Raw genomic sequence first — 22,864 nt, 5'->3', positions numbered from 1 at the left:
CCCTAGCCCTTAGACTTCCACAGCGCGTTCGAGAACATCAACCAGCGCCCAAGACTTGGTCTTGGCCATCGGACGAGTTTCACGAATAGTGACTTTGTCGCCGATGTGGCACTGATTGGTTTCGTCGTGCGCGTGCAGCTTAGTCGAACGCTTAACGTATTTACCGTAGATCGGGTGCTTAACGCGACGCTCGATCAGAACGGTGATGGTTTTGTCCATCTTGTCGCTGACAACACGGCCAGTCAGCGTACGGACAGTTTTTTCGGCTTCAGCCATGATCACTTACCTGCCTGCTGGTTGAGCACAGTCTTCACGCGAGCGATGTCACGCTTAACTTGCGAGAGCAGATGAGACTGCCCCAACTGGCCAGTTGCTTTCTGCATGCGCAGATTGAACTGGTCGCGCAGCAGGCCGAGCAGTTGCTCGTTCAGCTGCTGTGCGGATTTTTCACGAAGTTCATTCGCTTTCATCACATCACCGTCCGTTTAACAAAGGAGGTGGCGAGCGGCAGCTTTGCAGCAGCCAGGGCGAAAGCCTCACGCGCCAGCTCTTCAGAAACACCCTCGATTTCATACAGGACTTTGCCTGGCTGAATCTGGGCAACCCAGTACTCCACGTTACCCTTACCTTTACCCATACGAACCTCGAGAGGTTTTTTGGAGATCGGCTTGTCCGGGAATACACGGATCCAGATCTTGCCGCCACGTTTTACGTGACGGGTCAGAGCACGACGCGCTGACTCGATCTGACGAGCGGTGAGACGACCACGAGCAACAGACTTCAGCGCGAACTCGCCGAAGCTGACTTTGCTACCGCGCAGTGCCAGACCACGGTTGTGGCCGGTCATCTGCTTGCGGAACTTCGTACGCTTTGGTTGCAACATTTGGCGTACCCCTTACTTAGCAGCTTTTTTACGAGGCGCTGGTGCTTGTGGTTTCAGTTCTTCTTGGCGACCACCAATAACTTCGCCTTTGAAGATCCAAACCTTTACACCGATCACACCGTAGGTGGTGTGAGCTTCGTAGTTGGCATAGTCGATGTCGGCACGCAGGGTGTGCAACGGCACACGACCTTCGCGATACCATTCAGTACGTGCGATTTCAGCACCGCCGAGACGACCGCTCACTTGGATTTTGATGCCTTTGGCACCAATGCGCATGGCATTCTGTACGGCGCGCTTCATAGCGCGACGGAACATTACGCGACGCTCCAGCTGCTGAGCTACGCTCTGCGCAACCAGCATACCGTCGAGCTCCGGCTTGCGGATCTCTTCGATATTGATGTGCACAGGCACACCCATTTGCTTGGTCAGGTCCTGACGCAGTTTCTCAACATCTTCACCTTTCTTCCCGATAACGATACCTGGACGAGCGGTGTGGATGGTGATGCGTGCAGTTTGGGCCGGACGATGGATATCGATACGGCTTACGGACGCGCTTTTTAGTTTGTCTTGGAGATACTCACGCACTTTCAGATCTGCGAACAAGTAGTCCGCATAAGTCCGACCGTCTGCGTACCAGACGGAGGTGTGCTCCTTGACGATTCCCAGGCGAATGCCAATGGGATGTACTTTCTGACCCATCTCTTCGACTCCGTTACTTGTCAGCAACCTTGACAGTGATATGGCAAGACCGCTTGACGATGCGATCAGCACGGCCTTTGGCACGTGGCATGATGCGCTTCAGCGAACGCCCTTCGTTGACGAAAACGGTGCTGACCTTCAGGTCATCAACGTCTGCGCCTTCGTTATGCTCGGCGTTGGCTACGGCCGACTCCAGCACTTTTTTCATGATCTCGGCGGCTTTCTTACTGCTGAAAGCCAACAGGTTGAGCGCTTCGCCCACCTTCTTCCCGCGGATCTGGTCGGCGACCAAGCGGGCTTTCTGGGCGGAGATTCGAGCGCCCGACAACTTAGCGGCTACTTCCATTTCCTTACCCCTTAACGCTTGGCTTTCTTGTCAGCCACGTGCCCGCGATAGTTGCGGGTACCGGCGAACTCGCCCAGTTTGTGGCCGACCATGTCTTCGTTAACGAGAACCGGGACGTGCTGACGACCGTTGTGTACTGCGATGGTCAGACCGACCATTTGTGGCAGGATCATGGAACGACGCGACCAGGTTTTAATTGGTTTGCGATCGTTCTTTTCCGCCGCCACTTCGATCTTCTTCAGTAGGTGAAGATCAATAAAAGGACCTTTTTTCAGAGAACGTGGCACTGTCGTATCCCTCTATTTACTTGCGACGACGGACGATCATTTTGTCGGTACGCTTATTACCACGAGTCTTCGCGCCCTTAGTCGGGAAGCCCCATGGCGATACCGGATGACGACCACCAGAGGTACGACCTTCACCACCACCATGTGGGTGGTCAACCGGGTTCATGGCAACACCACGAACGGTTGGGCGAACGCCACGCCAGCGTTTGGCACCAGCTTTACCCAGCGAACGCAGGCTGTGCTCGGAGTTCGAGACTTCGCCCAGGGTCGCACGGCATTCAGCCAGGACTTTACGCATTTCACCGGAACGCAGACGCAGGGTAACGTACACACCTTCACGAGCGATCAGCTGAGCCGAAGCACCAGCGGAACGAGCGATCTGTGCGCCTTTACCTGGCTTCAATTCGATGCCGTGTACGGTAGAACCGACTGGAATGTTGCGCAGTTGCAGAGCGTTGCCTGGCTTGATTGGAGCCAGAGCGCCTGCGATCAGCTGGTCGCCAGCACTCACGCCTTTAGGGGCGATGATGTAGCGGCGTTCGCCGTCTGCGTAGCACAGCAGTGCGATGTGAGCAGTACGGTTTGGATCGTATTCGATACGCTCGACAGTGGCGACGATGCCATCTTTGTCGTTGCGACGAAAATCGACCATACGGTAATGCTGCTTATGACCACCACCGATGTGACGAGTGGTAATACGGCCATTGTTGTTACGACCACCAGTCTTCGATTTTTTCTCGAGCAGCGGTGCGTGAGGAGCGCCTTTATGCAGCTCCTGGTTGACCACCTTGACCACAAAACGGCGGCCAGGGGAAGTCGGTTTGCATTTAACGATTGCCATGATGCACCCCTTCCTTACTCAGCACTGCTGCTGAAATCGAGATCTTGGCCTGGCTGAAGGGAGATAACTGCCTTCTTCCAGTCATTACGCTTGCCCAGACCGCGAGCAGTGCGCTTGCTCTTACCCAGAACATTCAGGGTAGTGACGCGCTCTACTTTCACGCTGAACAGGCTTTCGACGGCCTTCTTGATTTCCAGCTTGGTTGCGTCAGTAGCAACCTTGAAAACGAACTGGCCTTTCTTGTCTGCCAGAACCGTAGCCTTCTCGGAAACGTGCGGGCCAAGCAGAACTTTAAATACGCGTTCCTGGTTCATCCCAGCAGCTCCTCGAATTTCTTCACGGCCGACACGGTGATCAACACCTTGTCGTATGCGATCAGACTAACTGGATCGGAACCTTGCACATCACGTACATCTACGTGCGGCAGGTTGCGAGCAGCCAGGTACAGGTTCTGATCAACAGCGTCCGACACGATGAGAACATCGGTCAGGCTCATGTTGTTCAGCTTGCCCAGCAGATCTTTGGTTTTCGGAGTTTCAACAGCGAAATCCTGAACCACGACCAGACGATCAGTACGCACCAGCTCAGCAAGGATGGAACGCATTGCTGCGCGATACATCTTCTTGTTCAGCTTCTGGGAGTGATCCTGTGGACGAGCTGCGAAAGTGGTACCGCCGCCACGCCAGATTGGGCTACGGATAGTACCGGCACGAGCACGGCCAGTACCTTTCTGACGCCATGGGCGCTTGCCGCCACCACGAACGTCGGAACGGGTCTTCTGCTGCTTGCTACCTTGACGGCCGCCGGCCATGTAGGCCACGACTGCTTGGTGAACCAGCGTCTCGTTGAATTCGCCGCCAAATGTCAGTTCGGAAACTTCGATCGCTTGAGCGTCATTTACATTTAATTGCATGTCAGCTTCCCCTTAACCGCGAGCCTTGGCTGCTGGACGTACAACCAGGTTGCCGCCAGTAGCGCCAGGAACAGCACCCTTGACCAACAACAGATTGCGTTCAGCGTCCACGCGCACTACTTCCAGGGACTGCACGGTCACGCGCTCAGCGCCCATATGACCGGACATTTTTTTGCCCTTGAATACACGACCAGGAGTCTGGCACTGGCCGATAGAGCCTGGGACGCGGTGGGATACGGAGTTACCGTGGGTGTTATCTTGCCCGCGGAAATTCCAACGCTTGATCGTACCCTGGAAGCCTTTACCCTTGGACTGACCGGTTACATCAACCAGTTGGCCAGCGGCGAAGATTTCAGCGTTGATCAGATCGCCCGCCTGGTACTCGCCTTCTTCAAGACGGAATTCCATGGTGGTGCGACCAGCGGCAACGTTCGCTTTAGCGAAGTGGCCAGCCTGAGCTGCTGTTACACGCGAAGCACGACGCTCGCCGACAGTGACTTGCACTGCACGATAGCCATCGGTCTCTTCAGTTTTGAACTGGGTGACGCGATTCGGCTCGATCTCAATGACCGTGACCGGAATGGAGACACCTTCTTCGGTGAAAATACGGGTCATACCGCATTTACGACCGACTACACCAATAGTCATGTTGTAAACCTCATGAGTGTACGGGGCTTTCACCCGCTATGGCCGCCCATTTCAGAGCGTTACACGACTAAGACCGAGTCTTAGCCGAGGCTGATCTGCACTTCCACACCGGCCGCAAGATCAAGCTTCATAAGAGCATCAACGGTTTTATCCGTTGGCTGGACGATGTCCAGAACGCGCTTATGAGTGCGGATCTCGTACTGGTCACGCGCGTCTTTGTTGACGTGCGGGGAAACCAGAACGGTGAACCGCTCTTTACGGGTAGGCAGTGGAATTGGACCACGCACTTGAGCACCAGTACGTTTCGCGGTTTCCACGATTTCCTGGGTTGATTGGTCGATCAGGCGATGGTCAAAAGCCTTCAACCTGATACGGATTTGCTGATTTTGCATTGGATTTCAGACTCCGGCTGCTATTCCCACCGGGCGCAATACGCCCGTTAAAAGGAGGCGCAATTCTATAGACGCCCCCGATAGGTGTCAACCCAATAAAAAAGCCCCCGCTGAGCGGGGGCTTTTTCAATCCATCAAGCTGACTTTAAAAAAGTCTTACTCGATGATTTTGGCTACGACGCCAGCGCCGACGGTACGACCGCCTTCACGGATAGCGAAACGCAGACCGTCTTCCATCGCGATGGTTTTGATCAGGGTAACAGTCATCTGAATGTTGTCACCTGGCATTACCATTTCAACGCCTTCTGGCAGCTCGCAGTTACCAGTCACGTCAGTAGTACGGAAGTAGAACTGTGGACGGTAGCCTTTGAAGAACGGAGTGTGACGACCGCCTTCTTCCTTGCTCAGAACGTAAACTTCTGCAGTGAACTTGGTGTGCGGCTTGACCGAACCTGGCTTGACCAGAACCTGGCCACGCTCAACGTCGTCACGCTTGGTACCACGCAGCAGAACGCCGCAGTTCTCGCCAGCACGACCTTCGTCGAGCAGCTTGCGGAACATCTCAACACCGGTGCAGGTGGTGGTGGTGGTGTCACGCAGACCAACGATTTCCAGTGCATCCTGAACGCGAACGATACCGCGCTCGATACGACCAGTCACAACAGTACCGCGACCCGAGATCGAGAATACGTCTTCGATTGGCATCAGGAATGGCTTGTCGATCATACGAACTGGTTCTGGGATGTAGGTATCCAGAGTTTCAACCAGCTTACGAACGGCAGTGGTGCCCATTTCGTTGTCGTCTTTGCCTTCCAGCGCCATACGAGCCGAACCGATGATGATCGGAGTGTCGTCACCTGGGAAGTCGTAGGTCGACAGCAGGTCACGAACTTCCATCTCAACCAGTTCCAGCAGCTCAGCGTCGTCTACCAGGTCAGCCTTGTTCAGGAAAACCACGATGTACGGAACGCCTACCTGACGGGACAGCAGGATGTGCTCACGGGTTTGTGGCATCGGACCATCAGCGGCCGAGCAAACCAGGATCGCGCCGTCCATCTGGGCAGCACCGGTGATCATGTTCTTCACGTAGTCAGCGTGACCTGGGCAGTCAACGTGAGCGTAGTGACGAATAGTCGAGTTGTACTCAACGTGAGCGGTGTTGATGGTGATACCGCGAGCTTTTTCTTCTGGAGCGCTGTCGATCTTGTCGAATTCAACGACGGCCGAACCGAAAACTTCGGAGCAGACGCGAGTCAGAGCAGCGGTCAGAGTGGTTTTACCGTGGTCAACGTGACCGATGGTGCCAACGTTGACGTGCGGTAGGGAACGATCAAATTTTTCTTTAGCCACGACAATTAACTCCTAGCCTAAAGGGGCTGAATCAGCCTTGTTTTTTGGTTACGGATTCGACGATGTGCGACGGAGCCGTATCGTATTTTTTGAATTCCATAGAGTAGCTTGCGCGACCCTGGGACATGGAGCGAACGTCGGTCGCATAACCGAACATCTCACCCAGTGGAACCTCGGCACGGATAACCTTGCCGGACACTGTGTCTTCCATACCCTGGATCATGCCGCGACGACGGTTAAGGTCGCCCATCACATCACCCATATAGTCTTCAGGCGTAACAACTTCTACAGCCATGATCGGCTCGAGCAACTCACCACCGCCCTTTTGGGCCAGTTGCTTGGTCGCCATGGAAGCAGCCACTTTAAACGCCATCTCGTTCGAGTCGACGTCGTGGTAAGAACCATCGAACACGGTAGCCTTCAGGCCGATCAGCGGATAGCCGGCAACAACGCCGTTCTTCATCTGCTCTTCGATACCCTTCTGGATAGCCGGGATGTATTCCTTAGGAACCACACCACCTACAACTTCGTTCACGAATTGCAGACCTTCCTGACCTTCGTCAGCAGGAGCAAAACGGATCCAGCAGTGACCGAACTGGCCGCGACCACCGGACTGACGAACGAACTTGCCTTCGATTTCACAGTTCTTCGTGATGCGCTCACGATACGAAACCTGAGGCTTGCCGATGTTGGCTTCGACGTTGAACTCACGGCGCATCCGGTCAACCAGGATGTCCAGGTGCAACTCGCCCATGCCGGAGATGATCGTCTGACCAGTCTCTTCATCAGTTTTTACGCGGAAAGACGGGTCTTCCTGAGCAAGTTTGCCCAGAGCGATACCCATTTTTTCCTGGTCGTCCTTGGTCTTGGGCTCTACGGCAACCGAGATAACCGGCTCCGGGAAGTCCATGCGAACCAGGATGATTGGCTTGTCAGCGTTGCAGAGGGTTTCACCAGTGGTGACGTCCTTCATGCCGATCAGGGCCGCGATGTCACCAGCGCGCACTTCCTTGATCTCTTCACGGGCGTTTGCGTGCATTTGCACCATACGACCCACACGCTCTTTCTTGCCCTTGACCGAGTTGATCACGCCGTCGCCGGAGTTCAACACGCCCGAGTAAACGCGGACGAAGGTCAGAGTACCCACGAATGGGTCGGTAGCAATCTTGAACGCCAGAGCAGCAAACGGCTCGTCATCGCTTGCGTGACGCTCCATTTCCTCTTCCTCGTTATCAGGGTTGGAACCCTTGATCGCAGGAATGTCGGTCGGAGCAGGCAGGTAGTCGATAACGGCGTCGAGAACCAGGGGAACACCCTTGTTCTTGAACGAAGAACCGCAAACGGCCAGAACGATTTCGCCGGCGATAGTACGCTGACGCAAAGCAGCCTTGATCTCTTCGATCGACAGCTCTTCGCCTTCCAGGTACTTGTTCATCAGCTCTTCGTTGGCTTCGGCGGCTGCTTCAACCATGTTGTTGCGCCACTCTTCAGCCAGCTCTTGCAGCTCGGCAGGGATGTCCTTGCGAACAGGGACCATACCCTTGTCAGAGTCGTTCCAGTAGACAGCTTGCATGTTGATCAGATCGATCTGACCCTGGAAGTTGTCTTCGGAACCGATAGCCAGCTGAATCGGCACCGGAGTGTGACCCAGACGCTGCTTGATCTGACCGATCACGCGCAGGAAGTTGGCGCCGGCACGGTCCATCTTGTTTACGTAAACAAGACGTGGAACGCCGTATTTGTTGGCTTGACGCCATACGGTTTCCGACTGCGGCTCAACACCCGAGGTACCACAGAATACAACGACAGCGCCGTCGAGTACGCGCAGGGAACGCTCAACTTCAATGGTGAAGTCTACGTGGCCCGGGGTATCGATTACGTTGAAGCGGTGTTCGTGCGGGTACTGCTTCTCGGAACCTTTCCAGAAGGCGGTAATGGCAGCAGAAGTAATGGTAATACCACGCTCCTGCTCCTGAACCATCCAGTCTGTGGTCGCGGCGCCATCATGCACCTCGCCCATTTTGTGACTTTTGCCGGTGTAAAACAGTACGCGCTCGGTGGTGGTGGTTTTACCAGCATCCACGTGAGCGACGATACCGATGTTACGGTAGCGGCTAATCGGAGTAGTACGAGCCATAAAGCCCTCGCAAAATTAGTGAAGCTAAAATTAGAAGCGGTAGTGCGAGAAAGCTTTGTTGGCTTCAGCCATACGGTGCACGTCTTCACGCTTCTTAACAGCAGCACCTTTACCTTCAGCAGCATCCAGCAGTTCGCCAGCCAAACGCAGAGCCATAGACTTCTCGCCACGCTTACGGGCGAAGTCTACCAACCAGCGCATTGCCAGAGCGTTACGACGGGAAGGACGAACCTCGACCGGAACCTGGTAAGTAGCACCACCAACGCGGCGCGACTTCACTTCGACCAGCGGAGCGATGGCGTCGAGTGCTTTTTCGAAGAGTTCCAGGGGATCGGTGCCAGCCTTACGGGCCGCAACGGTTTCCAGGGCACCATAAACGATACGCTCGGCAACGGCTTTCTTGCCGCTTTCCATAACGTGGTTCATGAATTTGGCGAGGATCTGGCTTCCGTATTTCGGATCGTCCAGAATCTCACGCTTTGCTGCTACGCGACGTCTTGGCATGATAAGCCCTCAAGCGGTCTTCAGGTTAGCTCGGGACAGATCCAGAGGATGCGTGCCCGACCTTACTCTTATCGACTCAATAAAATGAAAAACTGCAAAACGGCCGATTACTTCGGACGCTTGGTACCGTACTTCGAACGACCCTGGTTACGGCCTTTAACGCCGGAAGTATCCAAGGAGCCGCGAACGGTGTGGTAACGAACACCTGGCAAGTCTTTTACACGACCGCCGCGGATCAGTACCACGCTGTGCTCTTGCAGGTTGTGACCTTCACCACCGATGTACGAGGAAACCTCGAAACCGTTGGTCAGGCGCACACGGCATACTTTACGCAGTGCCGAGTTAGGTTTTTTCGGCGTGGTGGTGTACACACGGGTGCACACGCCACGACGTTGCGGGCAGTTCTGCAGCGCAGGCACGTCGGATTTCTCGACGATACGCTTACGCGGCTGACGTACCAGCTGGTTGATAGTTGCCATCTACTAGCTCCACTGTTGTCTTGCGACGCTATTGTCTTGCAAGAAAAGCAAAATGGCAGGAACGAATTCCCGCCAAATTTAGGGGATCAAGAGTCTAAAGAGGATCTTGATCCCAGTCAAGGCAAGGCCCCGACCTCCCCGCCCATCGAACCTCGACTAAATGTCTCGATTCGACGAACGGAGCGATCAGGGCCTTACGCTCAATTACCGCAGAACTCAGTTACCGCTCGAGTTCAGTGCTTCGGTCAGTGCAGCTTCCACTTCACTGGCGCTTACGCGCAACGGTTTGTCTGCATCACGGCGACGCTTGCGCTCGCTGTGATAAGCCAGACCGGTACCCGCCGGGATCAGACGACCCACGACGACGTTTTCTTTCAGGCCGCGCAGGTAATCGCGCTTGCCGGTGACTGCCGCTTCGGTCAGTACGCGGGTGGTTTCCTGGAAGGAAGCCGCCGAGATGAACGATTCGGTGGACAACGACGCCTTGGTGATACCCAGCAGAACGCGAGTGAACTTGGAGACAAACTTGTCTTCCGTGCTCAGACGCTCGTTCTCTACCAGAACGTGAGTCAGTTCCATCTGGTCGCCCTTGATGAAGCTGGAGTCGCCGGACTCGGAGATCTCAACTTTACGCAGCATCTGACGCAGGATGGTCTCGATGTGCTTGTCGTTGATCTTCACGCCTTGCAGACGGTAAACGTCCTGGATCTCGTTGACGATGTACTTGGCCAGCGCACTCACACCCAGCAGACGCAGGATGTCGTGTGGATCGCTCGGGCCGTCGGAGATAACTTCGCCGCGGTTGACCTGTTCGCCTTCGAACACGTTCAGGTGACGCCACTTCGGAATCAGCTCTTCGTACGGATCGCTACCGTCGTTCGGGGTAATGACCAGACGGCGCTTGCCCTTGGTCTCTTTACCGAACGCGATGGTGCCGCTGACTTCAGCCAGAATCGACGCTTCTTTCGGACGACGGGCTTCGAACAGGTCGGCAACACGCGGCAGACCACCGGTGATGTCACGGGTCTTCGAAGTTTCTTGCGGGATACGAGCGATAACATCACCGATCGCAATCTTCGCGCCGTCAGCCACACCGACCAGAGCGTTGGCTGGCAGGAAGTACTGAGCGATAACGTCAGTGCCTGGCAGCAACAGATCCTTGCCGTTGTCGTCGACCATCTTCACTGCAGGACGAATTTCTTTGCCCGCAGCTGGACGATCTTTCGCGTCGAGTACTTCAATGTTGGTCATACCGGTCAATTCGTCAGTCTGACGCTTGATCGTGATGCCTTCTTCCATGCCCACGTAGGTCACGGTACCTTTCATTTCGGTAACGATCGGGTGAGTGTGCGGATCCCACTTGGCCACGATTGCGCCAGCGTCGACCTTGTCACCTTCTTTAACCGAAATCACGGCACCGTATGGCAGCTTGTAACGCTCGCGCTCACGACCGAAGTCATCAGCGATTGCCAGCTCACCGGAACGGGACACAGCGACCAGGTGACCATCCACTCGCTCAACGTGCTTCAGGTTGTGCAGACGGACGGTACCGCCATTCTTCACCTGAACGCTGTCGGCTGCGGAAGTACGGCTAGCCGCACCACCGATGTGGAACGTACGCATCGTCAGCTGGGTACCCGGCTCACCGATGGACTGGGCAGCGATAACGCCGACCGCTTCACCGATATTCACCTGGTGACCACGTGCCAGATCACGGCCGTAGCACTTGGCGCAAATGCCATAGCGGGTTTCGCAGCTGATCGGCGAACGCACGATCACTTCGTCGATGCTGTTCAGCTCGATGAACTCGACCCACTTCTCGTCTACCAGAGTGCCGGCAGGAACGATAACGTCCTCGGTACCTGGCTTGAATACGTCACGGGCAATAACACGACCCAATACGCGCTCACCCAACGGCTCTACAACGTCACCGCCTTCAATGTGCGGAGTCATCAGCAGACCGTGCTCGGTGCCGCAATCGATCTCGGTTACTACCAGATCCTGCGCCACGTCTACCAGACGACGAGTCAGGTAACCGGAGTTCGCAGTTTTCAACGCGGTATCCGCCAGACCTTTACGAGCACCGTGAGTCGAGATGAAGTACTGAAGTACGCTCAAACCTTCACGGAAGTTCGCAGTAATCGGCGTTTCAATGATGGAACCGTCCGGCTTGGCCATCAGACCACGCATACCGGCCAGCTGACGAATCTGTGCGGCGGAACCCCGCGCACCCGAGTCGGCCATCATGTACATCGAGTTGAACGACTCTTGATCGACTTCAACGCCGTGACGGTCGATAACCTTCTCTTTCGAGAGGTTGGCCATCATTGCCTTGGAAACTTCGTCGTTCGCTTTCGACCAGAGGTCGATCACTTTGTTGTACTTCTCGCCCTGGGTTACCAGGCCGGAGGCGTACTGGCTCTCGATCTCTTTCACTTCGTCGGTGGCAGCACCGATGATGCGGGCTTTCTCGTCCGGGATAACGAAGTCGTTAACACCGATGGAGACGCCGGAGATGGTCGAGTAAGCGAAACCGGTGTACATCAACTGGTCAGCGAAGATAACGGTCTCTTTCAAACCAACCACGCGGTAGCACTGGTTGATCAGTTTGGAGATCGCCTTTTTCTTCATCGGCAGGTTGACGACGTCGAATGACAGACCTTTTGGCACAACCTGGAACAGCAGCGCACGGCCGACAGTGGTGTCGACGATACGGGTACCGCTCACGCTGTTGCCGTCACGGTCGTTGACGGTTTCGTTGATACGAACCTTGACCTTGGCGTGCAGTGCGGCTTCGCCGGCACGGAACACCCGGTCAACTTCCTGCAGATCCGCGAACACACGACCTTCGCCTTTGGCGTTGATCGCTTCACGGGTCATGTAGTACAGACCCAATACAACGTCCTGCGACGGAACGATGATTGGCTCACCGTTGGCTGGCGACAGAATGTTGTTGGTCGACATCATCAACGCACGCGCTTCGAGCTGGGCTTCCAGCGTCAGCGGTACGTGCACGGCCATTTGGTCGCCGTCGAAGTCGGCGTTGTACGCGGCGCAGACCAGCGGGTGCAGCTGGATAGCCTTACCTTCGATCAGAACCGGTTCAAACGCCTGGATACCCAGACGGTGAAGGGTCGGTGCACGGTTGAGCAGGACCGGGTGTTCGCGAATCACTTCAGCGAGAACGTCCCAAACCTCTGGCAGTTCGCGCTCGACCATTTTCTTGGCCGCTTTGATGGTGGTCGCGAGACCACGCATTTCCAGCTTGCCGAAAATGAACGGCTTGAACAGCTCGAGAGCCATCTTCTTCGGCAGACCGCACTGGTGCAGACGCAGGGTCGGGCCTACGGTAATTACCGAACGACCGGAGTAGTCAACACGCTTACCGAGCAAGTTCTGACGGAAACGACCCTGCTTACCCTTGATCATGTCAGCCAGGGATTTCAGAGGACGCTTGTTCGAACCGGTGATGGCGCGGCCACGACGACCGTTGTCGAGCAGAGCATCGACAGCTTCCTGCAACATACGCTTTTCGTTGCGCACGATGATGTCCGGAGCGGACAGATCCAGCAGGCGCTTCAAACGGTTGTTACGGTTGATCACTCGACGATACAGATCGTTGAGGTCGGAAGTCGCGAAACGACCGCCATCGAGCGGGACCAGTGGACGCAGATCTGGCGGCAGAACCGGCAGAACGGTCAGCACCATCCACTCTGGCAGGTTGCCGGAACCCTGGAAGGCTTCCATCAACTTCAGACGCTTGGACAGTTTCTTGATCTTGGTTTCCGAGTTGGTTTGCGGAATTTCTTCACGCAGACGGCCAATCTCGTGTTCCAGGTCGATAGCGTGCAGCAGTTCACGGACAGCTTCTGCACCCATGCGGGCGTCGAAGTCGTCACCGAACTCTTCCAGCGCTTCGAAGTACTGCTCGTCGTTCAGCAGCTGACCTTTTTCAAGGGTGGTCATGCCTGGATCGATAACGACATAGCTCTCGAAGTAGAGAACGCGTTCGATATCACGCAGGGTCATGTCCATCAGCAAGCCGATACGCGACGGCAGCGATTTCAGGAACCAGATGTGGGCAACCGGCGAAGCCAGTTCGATGTGCGCCATGCGCTCACGACGAACTTTGGCCAGTGCAACTTCAACGCCGCACTTCTCGCAGATCACACCACGGTGCTTCAAGCGCTTGTACTTACCGCACAGGCACTCGTAATCCTTTACCGGGCCAAAGATCTTGGCGCAGAACAGGCCGTCACGCTCAGGTTTGAACGTACGGTAGTTGATGGTTTCCGGCTTTTTAACTTCACCGAACGACCACGAACGGATCATCTCAGGCGATGCCAATCCGATACGGATGGCGTCGAACTCTTCGACTTGACCCTGGTTTTTCAGCAAATTCAGTAGGTCTTTCAAGGCCTTTCCTCCTGGCGGAGCAGAGAGCGGGCAATCCTGCCCCGCTCTCGATTCGCGTCACGTGTTATTCGGTTTCCAGATCGATATCGATGCCGAGGGAACGAATTTCCTTGATCAACACGTTGAAGGACTCGGGCATGCCCGGCTCCATACGGTGATCGCCATCCACGATGTTCTTGTACATCTTGGTACGGCCGTTCACATCGTCCGACTTCACTGTGAGCATTTCTTGCAGAGTGTATGCAGCACCGTATGCTTCCAGTGCCCAGACCTCCATCTCCCCGAAACGCTGACCACCGAACTGCGCCTTACCACCCAACGGCTGCTGGGTGACCAGGCTGTAAGAACCGGTAGAACGCGCGTGCATCTTGTCGTCTACCAAGTGGTTCAGCTTCAGCATGTACATGTAGCCAACGGTAACTGGACGCTCGAACTTGTTGCCGGTACGGCCGTCGGTCAGTTGCATCTGGCCGCTTTCCGGCAGGTCTGCCAGCTTCAGCATGGCCTTGATTTCGCTTTCCTTGGCGCCGTCGAACACTGGAGTGGCCATTGGAACGCCGCCACGCAGGTTCTTCGCCAGATCCAGGATTTCCTGATCGGAGAAGCTGTCCAGATCTTCGTTACGACCGCCGATCTGGTTGTAGATCTCGTCCAGGAAGGTGCGCAGTTCAGCGACTTTACGCTGCTCTTCGACCATCCGGTTGATCTTCTCGCCCAGACCTTTGGCCGCGAGGCCCAGGTGGGTTTCGAGGATCTGACCAACGTTCATACGCGAAGGTACGCCCAGCGGGTTGAGGACCACGTCGACCGGGGTGCCATTGGCATCGTGCGGCATGTCTTCAACCGGCATGATCACGGAGACCACACCTTTGTTACCGTGACGACCGGCCATCTTGTCGCCCGGCTGGATGCGACGACGGATTGCCAGGTAAACCTTGACGATTTTCAGCACGCCTGGAGCCAGGTCATCGCCCTGCTGCAGTTTGCGCTTCTTGTCTTCGAACTTGTCGTCCAGCAGACGGCGACGATCAACGATGTAGGCCTGAGCCTTCTCGAGCTGCTCGTTGAGAGCATCTTCAGCCATGCGCAGTTTGAACCACTGGCCGTGCTCAAGACCGTCGAGTACTTCGTCGGTGATGTCCTGACCTTTCTTCAGACCCGCACCGCCTTCAGCCTTGTGGCCTACCAGAGCGGAACGCAGACGTTCGAAGGTAGCGCCTTCAACAATGCGGAACTCTTCGTTCAGATCCTTGCGGATCTCGTCCAGCTGGGACTTCTCGATCGACAGTGCACGAGCATCACGCTCAACGCCGTCACGGGTGAAGACCTGTACGTCGATGACAGTACCTTTGGTGCCGGTAGGCACGCGCAGGGAGGTGTCTTTAACGTCGCTGGCTTTTTCACCGAAGATCGCACGCAGCAGTTTTTCTTCCGGAGTCAGTTGGGTCTCGCCTTTCGGAGTGACCTTGCCTACCAGGATGTCGCCTGCGCCTACTTCAGCACCTACATAAACGATACCGGCTTCGTCCAGCTTGTTCAGCGCAGCTTCACCCACGTTCGGGATGTCCGCAGTGATTTCCTCTGGGCCAAGCTTGGTGTCACGAGCCACACAGGTCAGTTCCTGAATGTGAATCGTGGTGAAGCGGTCTTCCTGAACCACACGCTCGGACAGGCAGATGGAGTCTTCGAAGTTGAAGCCGTTCCATGCCATGAACGCGATGCGCATGTTCTGACCCAGCGCCAGTTCACCCATGTCGGTGGACGGGCCATCGGCCATGATGTCGCTACGCTGAACGCGATCACCTTTCCGTACCAGCGGACGCTGGTTGATGCAGGTGTTCTGGTTCGAGCGGGTGTATTTGGTCAGGTTGTAGATGTCGACACCAGCTTCGCCGGTTTCAACTTCGTCATCAGCAACACGAACCACGATACGGCTGGCATCAACGGAATCGATCACGCCGCCACGACGAGCCACGACGCAAACGCCGGAGTCACGGGCTACGTTACGCTCCATGCCGGTACCGACCAGCGGCTTGTCGGCGCGCAGGGTTGGTACAGCCTGACGCTGCATGTTCGAACCCATCAACGCACGGTTGGCGTCGTCGTGCTCGAGGAACGGAATCAGCGACGCTGCAACCGAAACTACCTGCTTCGGCGAAACGTCCATCAAGGTGACTTCTTCAGGCGCCTTGACGGTGAATTCGTTCAGGTGACGTACGGCAACCAGTTCGTCGATCAGGACTTTCTGCTCGTTCATGGTCGCCGAAGCCTGCGCGATCACGTGATCGGCTTCTTCAATGGCGGACAGGAACACGATCTCGTCGGTGACCACACCCTCTTTCACCACACGGTACGGGCTTTCCAGGAAGCCGTACTGGTTGGTGCGAGCGTACGCAGCCAGGGAGTTGATCAGACCGATGTTCGGCCCTTCCGGCGTTTCAATCGGGCAGACACGACCGTAGTGAGTCGGGTGTACGTCACGAACTTCAAAGCCGGCGCGCTCACGAGTCAGACCGCCAGGGCCGAGTGCAGACACACGACGCTTGTGGGTGATCTCGGACAGCGGGTTGTTTTGGTCCATGAACTGCGAAAGCTGGCTGGAACCGAAGAACTCTTTCACCGCCGCAGCCACTGGCTTGGCGTTGATCAGGTCTTGTGGCATCAGGCCTTCGCTTTCAGCCATCGACAGACGCTCTTTAACCGCACGCTCTACACGTACCAGGCCAACGCGGAACTGGTTCTCGGCCATTTCGCCTACGCAGCGAACACGACGGTTACCCAGGTGGTCGATGTCATCGACGATGCCTTTACCGTTGCGGATGTCGACCAGAGTCTTCAGTACCGCGACGATGTCTTCCTTGCACAGCACGCCCGAACCTTCGATCTCGGTACGACCGATACGACGGTTGAACTTCATCCGGCCGACCGCAGACAAGTCGTAGCGCTCAGGGCTGAAGAACAGGTTGTTGAACAGGGTCTCGGCAGCGTCTTTGGTTGGCGGCTCGCCTGGACGCATCATGCGATAGATCTCGACCAGCGCTTCCAATTGGTTGCTGGTGGAGTCGATCTTCAGTGTGTCGGAGACGAACGGACCGCAGTCGATATCGTTGGTGTACAGAGTCTCGATGCGTACAACGCCGGCCTTGGCAATTTTTGCCAGGACTTCGGTGTTCAGTTCGGTGTTGCACTCAGCCAGGATTTCGCCGGTAGCCGGGTGCACGATGACCTTGGCGGTAGTGCGACCCAGGACGTAGTCCAGAGGCACTTCCAGCGTCTTGATGCCGGCTTTTTCGATCTGGTTGATGTGGCGCGCGGTAATACGGCGGCCTGCTTCAACAATGACCTTGCCTTTGTCGTCCTGGATGTCCAGAACTGCGATTTCACCACGCAGGCGCGACGGCACCAGTTCCAGGCTGAGGGTTTCGCCGCTCAGGTGGAACACGTTGGTGGTGTAGAACGCGTCGAGCACTTCTTCAGTGGTATAGCCGAGCGCGCGCAGCAGCACGGAGGCCGGCAGCTTGCGACGACGGTCGATACGCACGAACACGCAATCTTTCGGGTCGAACTCGAAGTCCAGCCACGAACCGCGGTAAGGAATGATGCGCGCGGAGTACAGCAGTTTGCCGGAGCTATGCGTCTTGCCGCGGTCGTGGTCGAAGAACACGCCCGGGGAACGGTGCAGCTGGGAAACGATTACACGCTCGGTACCGTTGATTACGAAGGTACCGTTCTCAGTCATCAGGGGGATTTCACCCATGTAGACTTCTTGCTCTTTGATGTCCTTGATCGCTTTGTTCGACGATTCTTTGTCGAAAATGATCAGGCGCACTTTTACCCGCAAAGGTACGGCGAAAGTTACACCGCGCAATACGCATTCTTTGACATCAAATGCCGGTTCGCCCAGACGATAACCGACGTACTCCAGCGCAGCATTGCCGGAGTAGCTGATGATCGGGAAAACGGATTTGAAGGCCGCATGCAGGCCCACGTCGCGGAACTGATCTTTAGTCGCTCCCGCTTGCAAGAATTCACGATACGAATCCAGCTGGATGGCCAGGAGGTAAGGCACATCCATGACGTCCGGCAACTTGCTAAAGTCCTTGCGGATACGTTTTTTCTCAGTATATGAGTAAGCCATCAGCGTTCCCCAGCTTGGTCACCTGCTTGTTTGGCCCCTCCCGACGGGAGCAGCCAGAAAATCGTGCAAACCCCATGGTTTGCGCCACCGCATCGGGTGGTTACAGCGCCTTTATCAGCACCGACCCAGTCGGCTGCCAATAACGGAAAAAGGCCGGTGGCAAGAGCCACCAGCCATCAGCCTGTCGCTTGACGCTCGGGCTGGAGGAGCAAAGTCGATGCTTACTTCAGCTCGACTTTAGCGCCTGCTTCTTCCAGCTTCTTCTTGGCGTCTTCAGCCGCTTCTTTCGAAACGCCTTCAGCTACAACCTGAGGAGCGCCGTCTACTTTCTCTTTGGCTTCTTTCAGGCCCAGACCAGTCAGTTCACGAACTGCCTTGATCACGTTAACCTTCTTCTCGCCAGCTTCCAGCAGCACAACGTTGAACTCGGTTTGCTCTTCAACAGCAGCAGCAGCTACAGCTGGGCCAGCCGAAGCGGCAGCAGCGGTAACACCGAAGGTTTCTTCCATCGCTTTGATCAGCTCAACGATTTCCACTACGGATTTCTGGCCGATTGCTTCGATGATTTGTTCGTTAGTCAGAGACATGACTCAATTCCTGAATTGGGGGACGGCCTACGCGACCATCGAAATAAACAAAAAACGCGAGAAGTTGACGAGCCTTAGGCTGCGGCAGCTTCTTTCTGGTCGCGAATTGCCGCCAGAGTACGAGCCAATTTGCTGGTAGCGCCTTGAATCACGCTCATCAGCTGAGAAATTGCTTCGTCACGGGTCGGCAGAGTTGCCAGTACGTCGATCTGATTAGCTGCGAGGAACTTGCCCTCGAACGCAGCTGCCTTGATCTCGAACTTGTCCTGACCCTTGGCAAACTCTTTGAAGATACGGGCAGCAGCGCCCGGATGTTCGTTGGAGAATGCAATCAGGGTCGGGCCGGTGAACACGTCGTTAAGGACACTGTATTGAGTGTCAGCAACAGCGCGCTTGAGCAGGGTGTTACGTACAACACGTACGTAAACGCCAGCTTCACGAGCCTCTTTACGGAGTCCGGTCATTGCGCCTACTGTTACGCCACGTGCATCAACCACGACAGCGGACAGAGCGACTTTGGCAGCCTCGTTGACTTCAGCGACGATGGCCTTCTTGTCTTCGAGATTAATTGCCACGGGTTTAACTCCTGCTTGTTACCGTTTCATTCGATCGAAACCGAATGTCGTTTTGGTGTCTGATTCGGTAAGGAACCGGGAGCACCATCTGCGTAGGCTGATGGTTTAAGACTTACGTCGCCTACGGTCTTGGATAGCCCCCGCCAGGCAGGGACCCCAATTTTTCAATTGACGCGATCTCTCGCGCCAATCTGTGTCTTACGCGTCCAGCGAGCTCTGATCGATAACCAGACCTGGGCCCATAGTGGTGCTCAGGGTAACGCGCTTGACGTAGATACCTTTCGAAGAAGCTGGCTTGATACGCTTCAGGTCAGCGATCAGGGCTTCAACGTTTTCCTTCAGCTTGACGGCGTCGAAACCGATCTTGCCAACGGAGGTGTGAATGATGCCGTTTTTGTCGGTGCGATAACGAACCTGACCAGCCTTGGCGTTTTTAACCGCGGTAGCTACGTCTGGAGTCACGGTACCAACCTTAGGGTTAGGCATCAGACCACGTGGACCGAGGATCTGACCCAACTGACCGACAACGCGCATGGCATCCGGGGATGCGATCACTACGTCGTAGTTCAGGTCGCCGCCTTTCATTTCGGCGGCCAGGTCGTCCATGCCAACACGGTCAGCGCCGGCAGCCAGAGCGGCCTCAGCAGCTGGACCCTGGGTAAACACAGCAACGCGAACAGTCTTGCCAGTGCCGTGTGGCAGCACGGTAGCGCTACGAACAACCTGGTCGGATTTACGCGGGTCTACACCCAGGTTTACAGCAACGTCGAACGACTCGCTGAACTTGACAGTCGACAGCTCAGCCAGCAAAGCAGCGGCATCTACAATGTTGTAGGCCTTGCCTGCTTCGATTTTGCCGGCGATAGCCTTTTGACGCTTGGTCAGCTTAGCCATTACACACCCTCCACGTTAAGGCCCATGCTACGAGCAGAACCGGCGATAGTACGCACGGCTGCATCCATATCAGCTGCAGTCAGATCCGCGTTTTTGGTTTTCGCGATTTCTTCCAGCTGAGCACGGGTAACGGTGCCAACCTTAACGGTGTTCGGACGAGCGGAGCCGCTGGTCAGACCGGCCGCCTTCTTCAGCAGAACCGAAGCAGGGGTGGATTTGGTTTCAAAAGTGAAGCTACGGTCGCTGTAGACAGTGATGATCACTGGAGTCGGCAGACCTGGCTCAAGACCCTGAGTACGGGCGTTGAAAGCCTTGCAGAATTCCATGATGTTCACGCCGTGCTGACCCAGAGCAGGACCAACAGGTGGGCTTGGGTTAGCCTGAGCGGCCTTCACTTGCAGCTTGATGTAAGCGGTAATCTTCTTGGCCATGAGGCACTCCAATTACGGGTTCGAACGCCTCGAAAGGCTCCCCGGTTACTTGCGCGTTTATCCCAGTGACGACAAAACCCCACAGCCTAGGGCTGCGGGGTTGGGATTGCTTGCCCAGTTAGACCTTTTCGACCTGACTGAACTCGAGCTCCACCGGAGTAGAGCGACCGAAAATGAGCACTGCGACCTGGATCCGGCTCTTTTCGTAGTTAACTTCTTCGACAACGCCATTGAAATCAGCAAATGGACCGTCATTGACGCGTACTGTCTCGCCTGGCTCAAACAGAGTCTTCGGCTTCGGCTTGTCGCTACCATCAGCGACACGACGCAGAATCGCTTCTGCCTCTTTATCAGTAATGGGCGCAGGCTTGTCAGCAGTACCGCCGATAAAGCCCATCACCCGAGGAGTATCCTTGACCAAGTGCCAAGTACCCTCGTTCATATCCATCTGGACCAGCACATAGCCAGGGAAGAACTTACGCTCGCTTTTGCGCTTCTGGCCATTACGCATTTCAACCACTTCTTCAGTGGGAACCAGAATTTCGCCGAAGCCATCTTCCATGCCAGCCAGCTTTACGCGCTCGATCAGCGAGCGCATCACATGCTTCTCGTAACCCGAGTAAGCATGCACAACATACCAACGCTTAGCCACGGGACACCCTTAGCCGACAATCAAGGAAACAAGCCAGCCGAGCAGGGAATCAAGCCCCCACAACAGCAACGCCATAACCAGAACAACAGCCACCACAATCAGGGTGGTCTGCGTGGTTTCTTGGCGAGTTGGCCACACGACTTTACGAATCTCGGTGCGAGCTTCCTTAACCAGTACAAAGAAAGACTTGCCCTTCGCAGTCTGCAGGCCTACAAAGGCAGCTACAGCAGCGATGACAAGCAAAGCGAGTACACGGTACAGGATCGGCGAAGCAGAGTAATACTGATTGCCAACAACGCCAACAACCACCAAAGCGACAACTACAAGCCACTTGAGCAGATCGAAGCGAGAGCCTTGAGCTTCAGCTTTAGGAGTCATCTATGAAGATCCTGTGAAAAGAAAGCCAGACACACCGAGTGAATCTGGCAGGTCAGGAGGGAATCGAACCCCCAACCTACGGTTTTGGAGACCGTCGCTCTGCCAATTGAGCTACTGACCTAAAACAAAATCAGGCCGACCATTATGCCGGCCCGAAAAATACATTACAACCACTTACTCGATGATTTTAGCTACGACGCCAGCGCCGACGGTACGACCGCCTTCACGGATAGCGAAACGCAGACCGTCTTCCATCGCGATGGTTTTGATCAGGGTAACAGTCATCTGAATGTTGTCACCTGGCATTACCATTTCAACGCCTTCTGGCAGCTCGCAGTTACCAGTCACGTCAGTAGTACGGAAGTAGAACTGTGGACGGTAGCCTTTGAAGAACGGAGTGTGACGACCGCCTTCTTCCTTGCTCAGAACGTAAACTTCTGCAGTGAACTTGGTGTGCGGCTTGACCGAACCTGGCTTGACCAGAACCTGGCCACGCTCAACGTCGTCACGCTTGGTACCACGCAGCAGAACGCCGCAGTTCTCGCCAGCACGACCTTCGTCGAGCAGCTTGCGGAACATCTCAACACCGGTGCAGGTGGTGGTGGTGGTGTCACGCAGACCAACGATTTCCAGTGCATCCTGAACGCGAACGATACCGCGCTCGATACGACCAGTCACAACAGTACCGCGACCCGAGATCGAGAATACGTCTTCGATTGGCATCAGGAATGGCTTGTCGATCATACGAACTGGTTCTGGGATGTAGGTATCCAGAGTTTCAACCAGCTTACGAACGGCAGTGGTGCCCATTTCGTTGTCGTCTTTGCCTTCCAGCGCCATACGAGCCGAACCGATGATGATCGGAGTGTCGTCACCTGGGAAGTCGTAGGTCGACAGCAGGTCACGAACTTCCATCTCAACCAGTTCCAGCAGCTCAGCGTCGTCTACCAGGTCAGCCTTGTTCAGGAAAACCACGATGTACGGAACGCCTACCTGACGGGACAGCAGGATGTGCTCACGGGTTTGTGGCATCGGACCATCAGCGGCCGAGCAAACCAGGATCGCGCCGTCCATCTGGGCAGCACCGGTGATCATGTTCTTCACGTAGTCAGCGTGACCTGGGCAGTCAACGTGAGCGTAGTGACGAATAGTCGAGTTGTACTCAACGTGAGCGGTGTTGATGGTGATACCGCGAGCTTTTTCTTCTGGAGCGCTGTCGATCTTGTCGAATTCAACGACGGCCGAACCGAAAACTTCGGAGCAGACGCGAGTCAGAGCAGCGGTCAGAGTGGTTTTACCGTGGTCAACGTGACC

Annotated in this window: 24 protein-coding genes and 1 tRNA gene; all 25 read right to left on the bottom strand. The window is 55.6% G+C overall.

Annotation, left to right across the window (positions count from 1 at the left end):
• Positions 1–9: 9 nt before the first annotated feature.
• Positions 10–276, bottom strand: a complete 267-nt coding sequence (rpsQ, locus tag ACGSLL_RS27010) for a 30S ribosomal protein S17 (protein ID WP_003194644.1) — start codon at positions 274–276, stop codon at positions 10–12.
• 2 nt (positions 277–278) lie between these two features.
• Positions 279–470 carry a 50S ribosomal protein L29 gene (gene rpmC, locus ACGSLL_RS27005; RefSeq protein ID WP_002555481.1) on the bottom strand — a complete coding sequence of 64 codons (192 nt, stop codon included), beginning with the start codon at positions 468–470 and terminating at the stop codon, positions 279–281.
• Positions 470–883, bottom strand: coding sequence for a 50S ribosomal protein L16 (gene rplP / locus ACGSLL_RS27000; protein WP_003228729.1), 414 nt, complete (start codon positions 881–883; stop codon positions 470–472). The genes rpmC and rplP overlap by 1 nt, the downstream gene beginning before the upstream one ends.
• Before the next feature lie 12 nt (positions 884–895).
• The gene (gene rpsC / locus ACGSLL_RS26995) at positions 896–1,582 is read right to left on the bottom strand and encodes a 30S ribosomal protein S3 (RefSeq protein ID WP_003176422.1); all 687 of its coding nucleotides are present in this window, start codon (positions 1,580–1,582) and stop codon (positions 896–898) included.
• A 13-nt stretch (positions 1,583–1,595) separates the two neighbouring features.
• Complete coding sequence (gene rplV, locus ACGSLL_RS26990) at positions 1,596–1,928, bottom strand: 50S ribosomal protein L22 (protein WP_003103908.1); 333 nt, start codon at positions 1,926–1,928, stop codon at positions 1,596–1,598.
• A gap of 11 nt (positions 1,929–1,939) precedes the next feature.
• Positions 1,940–2,215, bottom strand: a complete 276-nt coding sequence (gene rpsS, locus ACGSLL_RS26985; protein WP_011336172.1) for a 30S ribosomal protein S19 — start codon at positions 2,213–2,215, stop codon at positions 1,940–1,942.
• Between the two features lie 16 nt (positions 2,216–2,231).
• Positions 2,232–3,056 carry a 50S ribosomal protein L2 gene (gene rplB / locus ACGSLL_RS26980; RefSeq protein WP_003228734.1) on the bottom strand — a complete coding sequence of 275 codons (825 nt, stop codon included), beginning with the start codon at positions 3,054–3,056 and terminating at the stop codon, positions 2,232–2,234.
• 14 nt (positions 3,057–3,070) lie between these two features.
• On the bottom strand, positions 3,071–3,370 hold the full coding sequence (gene rplW, locus ACGSLL_RS26975; protein ID WP_002555488.1) for a 50S ribosomal protein L23: 300 nt from the start codon (positions 3,368–3,370) through the stop codon (positions 3,071–3,073).
• Entirely contained in the window at positions 3,367–3,969 is a 603-nt protein-coding gene (rplD, locus tag ACGSLL_RS26970; protein ID WP_003228735.1) for a 50S ribosomal protein L4, read from the bottom strand. The genes rplW and rplD overlap by 4 nt, the downstream gene beginning before the upstream one ends.
• A gap of 12 nt (positions 3,970–3,981) precedes the next feature.
• The gene (gene rplC / locus ACGSLL_RS26965) at positions 3,982–4,617 is read right to left on the bottom strand and encodes a 50S ribosomal protein L3 (RefSeq protein WP_003228738.1); all 636 of its coding nucleotides are present in this window, start codon (positions 4,615–4,617) and stop codon (positions 3,982–3,984) included.
• An 80-nt stretch (positions 4,618–4,697) separates the two neighbouring features.
• A complete protein-coding gene (gene rpsJ / locus ACGSLL_RS26960) occupies positions 4,698–5,009 on the bottom strand; it encodes a 30S ribosomal protein S10 (RefSeq protein ID WP_003186070.1) in 312 nt (103 codons plus the stop codon).
• Positions 5,010–5,165: 156 nt separating this feature from the next.
• Complete coding sequence (gene tuf / locus ACGSLL_RS26955; RefSeq protein ID WP_024014521.1) at positions 5,166–6,359, bottom strand: elongation factor Tu; 1,194 nt, start codon at positions 6,357–6,359, stop codon at positions 5,166–5,168.
• 31 nt (positions 6,360–6,390) lie between these two features.
• Entirely contained in the window at positions 6,391–8,496 is a 2,106-nt protein-coding gene (gene fusA / locus ACGSLL_RS26950) for an elongation factor G (protein WP_090286772.1), read from the bottom strand.
• A 30-nt stretch (positions 8,497–8,526) separates the two neighbouring features.
• Positions 8,527–9,000, bottom strand: coding sequence for a 30S ribosomal protein S7 (gene rpsG / locus ACGSLL_RS26945; RefSeq protein WP_016772941.1), 474 nt, complete (start codon positions 8,998–9,000; stop codon positions 8,527–8,529).
• 107 nt (positions 9,001–9,107) lie between these two features.
• A complete protein-coding gene (gene rpsL / locus ACGSLL_RS26940; RefSeq protein ID WP_003186084.1) occupies positions 9,108–9,479 on the bottom strand; it encodes a 30S ribosomal protein S12 in 372 nt (123 codons plus the stop codon).
• Positions 9,480–9,695: 216 nt separating this feature from the next.
• Complete coding sequence (gene rpoC, locus ACGSLL_RS26935; RefSeq protein ID WP_090286774.1) at positions 9,696–13,895, bottom strand: DNA-directed RNA polymerase subunit beta'; 4,200 nt, start codon at positions 13,893–13,895, stop codon at positions 9,696–9,698.
• Between the two features lie 64 nt (positions 13,896–13,959).
• A complete protein-coding gene (gene rpoB, locus ACGSLL_RS26930) occupies positions 13,960–18,033 on the bottom strand; it encodes a DNA-directed RNA polymerase subunit beta (protein WP_394508539.1) in 4,074 nt (1,357 codons plus the stop codon).
• Between the two features lie 221 nt (positions 18,034–18,254).
• A complete protein-coding gene (gene rplL / locus ACGSLL_RS26925) occupies positions 18,255–18,620 on the bottom strand; it encodes a 50S ribosomal protein L7/L12 (RefSeq protein WP_007962228.1) in 366 nt (121 codons plus the stop codon).
• 74 nt (positions 18,621–18,694) lie between these two features.
• Positions 18,695–19,195 (bottom strand): 50S ribosomal protein L10, encoded by a 501-nt coding sequence (gene rplJ / locus ACGSLL_RS26920; protein WP_008081912.1) that lies wholly within the window; start codon positions 19,193–19,195, stop codon positions 18,695–18,697.
• Positions 19,196–19,393: 198 nt separating this feature from the next.
• Complete coding sequence (rplA, locus tag ACGSLL_RS26915; protein ID WP_003228754.1) at positions 19,394–20,089, bottom strand: 50S ribosomal protein L1; 696 nt, start codon at positions 20,087–20,089, stop codon at positions 19,394–19,396.
• Positions 20,089–20,520, bottom strand: coding sequence for a 50S ribosomal protein L11 (gene rplK, locus ACGSLL_RS26910; protein WP_003176435.1), 432 nt, complete (start codon positions 20,518–20,520; stop codon positions 20,089–20,091). Before rplK ends, rplA begins: the two co-directional genes overlap by 1 nt.
• A gap of 118 nt (positions 20,521–20,638) precedes the next feature.
• Positions 20,639–21,172, bottom strand: a complete 534-nt coding sequence (gene nusG, locus ACGSLL_RS26905; protein WP_007957598.1) for a transcription termination/antitermination protein NusG — start codon at positions 21,170–21,172, stop codon at positions 20,639–20,641.
• 9 nt (positions 21,173–21,181) lie between these two features.
• Positions 21,182–21,550, bottom strand: coding sequence for a preprotein translocase subunit SecE (gene secE, locus ACGSLL_RS26900; RefSeq protein WP_007916493.1), 369 nt, complete (start codon positions 21,548–21,550; stop codon positions 21,182–21,184).
• Positions 21,551–21,595: 45 nt separating this feature from the next.
• Positions 21,596–21,671 (bottom strand) — tRNA-Trp (locus ACGSLL_RS26895).
• 53 nt (positions 21,672–21,724) lie between these two features.
• A partial coding sequence (gene tuf / locus ACGSLL_RS26890) for an elongation factor Tu (protein ID WP_151101633.1) occupies positions 21,725–22,864 on the bottom strand: 1,140 nt, incomplete at its 5' end.

Origin of the sequence: Pseudomonas retamae, from assembly GCF_043496865.1 — a bacterium.
Taxonomy (GTDB): domain Bacteria; phylum Pseudomonadota; class Gammaproteobacteria; order Pseudomonadales; family Pseudomonadaceae; genus Aquipseudomonas; species Aquipseudomonas retamae.
The sequence above is the reverse complement of the archived record's forward strand: the minus strand, read 5'-3'. Positions and strand labels throughout refer to the sequence as shown.

What these genes read in the sequence shown, in the direction of transcription:
- rpsQ (WP_003194644.1), bottom strand. Translation starts at nt 276, where the DNA reads ATGGCTGAAGCCGAAAAAACTGTCCGTACGCTGACTGGCCGTGTTGTC.
- rpmC (WP_002555481.1), bottom strand. Translation starts at nt 470, where the DNA reads ATGAAAGCGAATGAACTTCGTGAAAAATCCGCACAGCAGCTGAACGAG.
- rplP (WP_003228729.1), bottom strand. Translation starts at nt 883, where the DNA reads ATGTTGCAACCAAAGCGTACGAAGTTCCGCAAGCAGATGACCGGCCAC.
- rpsC (WP_003176422.1), bottom strand. Translation starts at nt 1,582, where the DNA reads ATGGGTCAGAAAGTACATCCCATTGGCATTCGCCTGGGAATCGTCAAG.
- rplV (WP_003103908.1), bottom strand. Translation starts at nt 1,928, where the DNA reads ATGGAAGTAGCCGCTAAGTTGTCGGGCGCTCGAATCTCCGCCCAGAAA.
- rplB (WP_003228734.1), bottom strand. Translation starts at nt 3,056, where the DNA reads ATGGCAATCGTTAAATGCAAACCGACTTCCCCTGGCCGCCGTTTTGTG.
- rplW (WP_002555488.1), bottom strand. Translation starts at nt 3,370, where the DNA reads ATGAACCAGGAACGCGTATTTAAAGTTCTGCTTGGCCCGCACGTTTCC.
- rplD (WP_003228735.1), bottom strand. Translation starts at nt 3,969, where the DNA reads ATGCAATTAAATGTAAATGACGCTCAAGCGATCGAAGTTTCCGAACTG.
- rplC (WP_003228738.1), bottom strand. Translation starts at nt 4,617, where the DNA reads ATGACTATTGGTGTAGTCGGTCGTAAATGCGGTATGACCCGTATTTTC.
- rpsJ (WP_003186070.1), bottom strand. Translation starts at nt 5,009, where the DNA reads ATGCAAAATCAGCAAATCCGTATCAGGTTGAAGGCTTTTGACCATCGC.
- fusA (WP_090286772.1), bottom strand. Translation starts at nt 8,496, where the DNA reads ATGGCTCGTACTACTCCGATTAGCCGCTACCGTAACATCGGTATCGTC.
- rpsG (WP_016772941.1), bottom strand. Translation starts at nt 9,000, where the DNA reads ATGCCAAGACGTCGCGTAGCAGCAAAGCGTGAGATTCTGGACGATCCG.
- rpsL (WP_003186084.1), bottom strand. Translation starts at nt 9,479, where the DNA reads ATGGCAACTATCAACCAGCTGGTACGTCAGCCGCGTAAGCGTATCGTC.
- rpoB (WP_394508539.1), bottom strand. Translation starts at nt 18,033, where the DNA reads ATGGCTTACTCATATACTGAGAAAAAACGTATCCGCAAGGACTTTAGC.
- rplL (WP_007962228.1), bottom strand. Translation starts at nt 18,620, where the DNA reads ATGTCTCTGACTAACGAACAAATCATCGAAGCAATCGGCCAGAAATCC.
- rplA (WP_003228754.1), bottom strand. Translation starts at nt 20,089, where the DNA reads ATGGCTAAGCTGACCAAGCGTCAAAAGGCTATCGCCGGCAAAATCGAA.
- rplK (WP_003176435.1), bottom strand. Translation starts at nt 20,520, where the DNA reads ATGGCCAAGAAGATTACCGCTTACATCAAGCTGCAAGTGAAGGCCGCT.
- secE (WP_007916493.1), bottom strand. Translation starts at nt 21,550, where the DNA reads ATGACTCCTAAAGCTGAAGCTCAAGGCTCTCGCTTCGATCTGCTCAAG.